Annotated in this window: 5 protein-coding genes; 4 read left to right on the top strand and 1 reads right to left on the bottom strand. The window is 70.3% G+C overall.

Annotated elements, in window-relative coordinates; translation table 11 throughout:
* Nucleotides 1-1562 (bottom strand): AMP-dependent synthetase/ligase (locus STRIP9103_RS21600; protein WP_048820709.1); only part of this gene is annotated, 1562 nt, incomplete at its 3' end.
* 338 nt (nucleotides 1563-1900) lie between these two features.
* Here STRIP9103_RS21600 and STRIP9103_RS21595 point away from each other — a divergent pair.
* From STRIP9103_RS21595 to STRIP9103_RS21580, 4 genes are all read left to right on the top strand, one after another.
* A complete protein-coding gene (locus STRIP9103_RS21595; RefSeq protein ID WP_078613996.1) occupies nucleotides 1901-2698 on the top strand; it encodes a metallophosphoesterase family protein in 798 nt (265 codons plus the stop codon).
* Nucleotides 2699-2872: 174 nt separating this feature from the next.
* Nucleotides 2873-3313: an SRPBCC family protein gene (locus tag STRIP9103_RS21590; protein ID WP_009317412.1), complete on the top strand. Its 441-nt coding sequence runs from the start codon at nucleotides 2873-2875 to the stop codon at nucleotides 3311-3313.
* A 125-nt stretch (nucleotides 3314-3438) separates the two neighbouring features.
* Nucleotides 3439-4611, top strand: coding sequence for an ArsA family ATPase (locus tag STRIP9103_RS21585; RefSeq protein WP_009317406.1), 1173 nt, complete (start codon nucleotides 3439-3441; stop codon nucleotides 4609-4611).
* Between the two features lie 59 nt (nucleotides 4612-4670).
* Entirely contained in the window at nucleotides 4671-5174 is a 504-nt protein-coding gene (locus STRIP9103_RS21580) for a DUF5304 domain-containing protein (protein WP_009317408.1), read from the top strand.
* Nucleotides 5175-5201: the final 27 nt, after the last annotated feature.

Raw genomic sequence — 5201 nt, 5'->3', positions numbered from 1 at the left:
GGCTTGCCGTGCTCGGCGGCCCAACGGCCCAGGAACTCCTCGTCGATGGTGACCAGCGCGCCCACGAACGGCCGCCCGTCGCCCACCACCATGCACTCCGCGACCAGCGCGTGCGCCCGGATACGGTCCTCGATCACGGCCGGGGCGACGTTCTTGCCGCCCGCGGTGACGATGATCTCCTTCTTGCGGCCGGTGATCCTGAGGTAGCCGTCCTCGTCGAGGGTGCCGATGTCACCGGTGTGGAACCAGCCGTCGGCCAGCGCCTCCTCCGTCGCGCCCGGGTTGTTCCAGTACCCCTTGAACAGATGTTCGCCGTGCAGCAGTACTTCGCCGTCGTCCGCGATCCGGATCACCGAACCCGGCAGCGGCTGCCCGACCGTACCGATCTTCTGCCGGTCCCAGGGGTTGAACGCGGTGGCCGCACAGGTCTCGGTCAGCCCGTAGCCCTCAAGGACCGTGAAGCCGATACCGCGGAAGAAGTGCCCGAGGCGCTCGCCCAGCGGGGCCCCGCCGGAGATGGCGTACTCGCCCTTGCCGCCCAGCACGGCCCGCAGCTTGCTGTAGACGAGTTTGTCGAACACGAAGTGTTTGAGCTTCAGCCCCAGGGACGGGCCCGACGGGGTGTCCAGGGCCTTGCTGTACGCGATCGCCGTGTCCGCGGCCTTGTCGAAGATCTTGCCCTTGCCGTCCGCCTGCGCCTTGGCCCGGGCCGAGTTGTAGACCTTCTCGAACACCCGCGGCACACCGAGGATCAGCGTCGGCCGGAAGGAGGCCAGCTCCTCCGTGAGGTTCTTGATGTCCGGTACGGTGCCCAGCTTGATCGGCGCCATCATCGGCGCGACCTGCACCAGACGCCCGAAGACATGTGCGAGGGGCAGGAAGAGCAGCACGCTGCACTCGCCCGTGCGGAACAGGGGCCGCAGGCGCTCGACGACATTGCCGCACTCGGCGAAGAAGCTGCGGTGGGTGAGCACACACCCCTTGGGCTTACCGGTCGTGCCCGAGGTGTAGACGATCGTCGCCGGGTCGTCCGCCTTCGCCAGGGAGCTGCGCTCCTCGACGGTCTCGTCGGTGACGTCCTGGCCGAGGCGCCCCAGCTCCTCGACACCGCCGGCCTCGATCTGCCAGACGTGCTTCAGCTCCGGCAGCCCGTCCCGCACCGACTCCACGGCCGCCGCATGACCGTCCAGCTCCACGATCATGGCGGTCGCGCCCGAGTCGGAGAGGATCCACTGCACCTGCTCCGGTGAGCTGGTCTCGTACACCGGTACGGTGACCGCGCCCGCCGACCAGATCGCGAAGTCCAGCAGAGTCCACTCGTACCGCGTACGGGACATCAGTCCGACACGGTCGCCCGGCTGCACACCGGCGGCGATGAGCCCCTTGGCCGCCGCCCGCACCTCCGCGAGGAACCGCACCGCGTCGACGTCCTGCCAGACACCGTTCACCTTGCGGGCGATGACGGCGACATCGGGATGCTGCGCGGCGTTTCTACGGACGATGTCGGTCAGATTGCCGTCCGTAGGGACCTCGTACAAAGCCGGAAGGCTGAACTCGCGCAAGACTGCTGCTCCTCATAGGGCGCCGACGCCACGACTGAAGTGTGTGCTGCGACGGTGCGGTCCAAGGCTGGGGCCAGCGCTCAGAACCCACTGGGTGCTTGGTTGTTCTTCGATGTTCGTTGGTTGAATACCTGAGCACGACTGGACTGCCCGGACGTTACCCGCCGGTATGGCTTCTCCGCGAGGGGGGTCCCCCGAGATGTTCGCTGTGTCACACGTATGTCACGTATGGGGTTCTCCTCCGGCACAGTAATCCACCCACTTACTGACTGGCCAGTAACCACAGGTCCTCCCGGAGCTGTCCACTTGTGCCGCACACCCCCCTACCCTTGATCGCCATGACAACCACACCAGGCGGCAAACCCCGGACGCGTATCCACGTGGTCAGCGACGTGCACGGCAACGCACACGACCTGGCCAGAGCGGGTGAGGGCGCCGACGCCCTGGTGTGCCTGGGTGACCTGGTCCTCTTCCTCGACTACGCCGACCACTCGCGCGGCATCTTCCCCGATCTGTTCGGCGCCGAGAACGCCGGCCGACTCGTCGAGCTGCGCACCGACCGGCGGTTCGAGGAGGCGCGTGCGTTCGGGGCGCGGCTCTGGGCGGGCGTCGGCGCCGACCGCGCCGCCGTCGTCGAGAAGGCCGTGCGCAAGCAGTACGCCGAGCTGTTCGCGGCGTTTCCCACGCCGACGTACGCCACATACGGCAACGTCGACATGCCGACGCTGTGGCGCGAGTACGCCGGACCGGGGACCACCGTCCTCGACGGCGAACGGGTGGAGATCGGGGGCTGGGTCTTCGGGTTCGTGGGCGGCGGACTGCGGACTCCCATGCGGACGCCGTACGAGATCAGCGACGAGGAGTACGCGGCGAAGATCGAGGCCGTGGGGGAGGTGGACGTGCTCTGCACGCACATCCCGCCGGAGGTCCCCGAGCTGGTGTACGACACGGTGGCGCGGCGTTTCGAGCGGGGGAGCCGGGCGTTGCTGGAGGCCATCCGCAGGACCCGGCCGCGGTACTCGTTGTTCGGGCATGTGCATCAGCCGTTGGCCCGGCGGATGCGGATCGGGGCGACCGAGTGCGTGAACGTCGGGCACTTCGCCGGGAGCGGGAAGCCATGGGCGTTGGAGTGGTGAGCCCACCGGGGGCCTGCGGCTGAGGGACAGCGGGCTCCGGGGTCGGGGGCGGTGTGCGGCCTGAGGTAGTTCGGGTGGGGTGGCGATGGTTCCTTCGTCGCGCGGTAGCCTTCACGCTGCACATACGTGCGCACCAACCTCCCTCACCGGACCGTCTCTGGAGGAGCCACGGCGATGGCGGAATTCACCAGTTCGAGCATCACGATCGAGGCCGCGGCGGCCGATGTCATGGGAGTGATCGCCGACTTCGCCCGCTATCCGGACTGGACGGGTGAGGTGAAGGAGGCGGAGGTGCTGGCGACCGACGCCGAGGGACGCGCCGAGCAGGTCCGGCTCGTCATGGACGCCGGGGCCATCAAGGATGACCAGACGCTGGCGTACACCTGGAGCGGGGCGAACGAGGTCTCCTGGACGCTGGTCAAGTCGCAGATGCTGCGGTCACTCGACGGGTCGTACATCCTCAAGCCGGTCGGGGACACGGTCACCGAGGTGACGTACCAGCTGACGGTGGACGTGAAGATCCCGATGCTGGGGATGATCAAGCGCAAAGCCGAGAAGGTGATCATCGACCGGGCGTTGGCCGGCCTGAAGAAGCGCGTCGAGTCCGCCGCGTAGGTTCACCCACTCACCTTTTCGCACCCACCTTTTTCCACCCGCCTGCCCGTCTCACCTCGGCCACAAGGTGAACTCGGGGGCTTGTCGGCGGGAGCAAGGGGTTCGCTCGGCTACCGTTCAGCTCCATGCGCACCATCCTGATCACCGGGCAAGGCGGCAGTGGCCGTACGACCATCGCCGCGGCCACCGCACTGGCGGCGGCTCGGGAGGGCAGCCGGACGCTGGTGCTGAGCGCGGATCGGGTGGACGGTCTCGGAGCCCTGCTCGGTGTGGCCACCGGGGCCGAGCCCGTGCGAGTCGGGGTGAACCTCACCGCCTGGCGGCCCGATGCCGCAGCGGGCTTTCGGGAGGACCTCGTCGCCTTTCAGGAGCGGGCCGCCTCCGTGCTCGATCTGCTCGGGGCCGGCCGGCTGGATGCCGAGGAGCTGACGCCGCTGCCCGGCGCCGAGGAACTCGCCCTGCTGCGCGCGTTGCGTGACGCCGTGCTGTCCGAGGCGTACGACCTGCTCGTCGTCGATCTGCCGCCCGCGCCGCAGGCACTCGCCCTGCTCGGGCTGCCGGAGGAGTTGCGGCGGTATCTGCGGCGGCTGCTGCCGGCGGAGCGACAGGCGGCGCGGGCCCTGCGGCCGGTGCTCGGGCGGCTGGCGGGAGTGCCGATGCCCGCGGAGTGGCTGTACGAGACGGCCGCCCGGTGGGATGTGGAGCTGGCGGCCGTGGCCGCGGTTCTGGAGGACCCGGGGACCGGCGTGCGGCTCGTCGCCGAGCCCGGGCCCGCCGGCGCCGATCATGTACGGGTCGCGAGTGTGGGGCTCGCCCTGCGCGGGCTGCCCGTGGAGGCGCTGGTCGCCAACCGGATCCTGCCCGAGACCACCTGCGACACCTGGCTCGCGGGCCTCGCCGCCCAGCAGCGCAAGGCGTTGGAGGAGTGGACGGTGAGTCATCCCGTGGTGCGGGAGGTCGCCCATCTCGGGCGCGATCCGCGGGGCACCGACGACCTCGTCGGCCTCGGCGTACCCCGTGTCGGTGACGTCTGCGCGCGTGCCCCGTGGCCCGTCGTCGATCGGCTCGGCGAGGACGGCGTGCTGGTGTGGCACATTCCGCTGCCCGGGGCCATACGCGATGAGCTGGATCTCATCCGCAGGGGTGACGAGTTGGTCGTCAGCGCGGGGCAGTTCCGGCGTATCGTGCCGCTGCCGTCCGCGCTGCGGCGCTGCACGGTCGACGGCGCGGCCCTGCGCGAGGGCGAGTTGCGGATCCGGTTCGCGCCGGACCCGCGGTTGTGGCCCCGAGGGCAGTGAACGGCGTACCCCCGTTCGGGTAACGTCGAAGGTACGAACCGTAGGCAGGAGAGTCCGCCATGAGCGAAGAGCGCCCCCCGTCCGAGGCCGCGTCCGACGCCGCTCGGCAGAAGGCCGCCGGTGAGACGCGGGCGCGGGCGACCGACGCCGACGCCTGGGCCACGGCGTGCGAGGAGGACCTCGCCGCGGAGAAGGCCCGCCGCCGGGCGCAGTACGGTCCGCCGCCGGGCTCGGCCGCCGAGGAGTTGCGCAAGCTGGTCGACGCGGTCGCCGACAAGCTCTCCGGGCTGCAGTCGCCGCTGTTCGGCGCGGTGGCGGGCGGCGCGGCCCAGCAGGCGGTCCACCAGGTCGTCCGCCAGGCCAAGGCCGCCGTCGAACCCGTCATCGAACGCAACCCGGACGTCTTCGGCCATCTCGCCGCCGCCGGCAACGAACTCCTCGCCGCGTACCGCTCCGCCGTCGAGGCCCAGGAACGCCGCTGGACCACCCGGGACACCGCCCACCGGGAGCGTCGCGACCAGGGCGACGATCCGGGGCCCGGCGAGCGCATCGACCTCGACTGAGACCTCGACCGAGGCCACCCGGGATCC

It is taken from the genome of Streptomyces ipomoeae 91-03, from assembly GCF_000317595.1.
GTDB classification, from domain to species: domain Bacteria; phylum Actinomycetota; class Actinomycetes; order Streptomycetales; family Streptomycetaceae; genus Streptomyces; species Streptomyces ipomoeae.
Note: the sequence above shows the minus strand (reverse complement) of the source record. Positions and strands in the feature narration are given on the sequence as shown.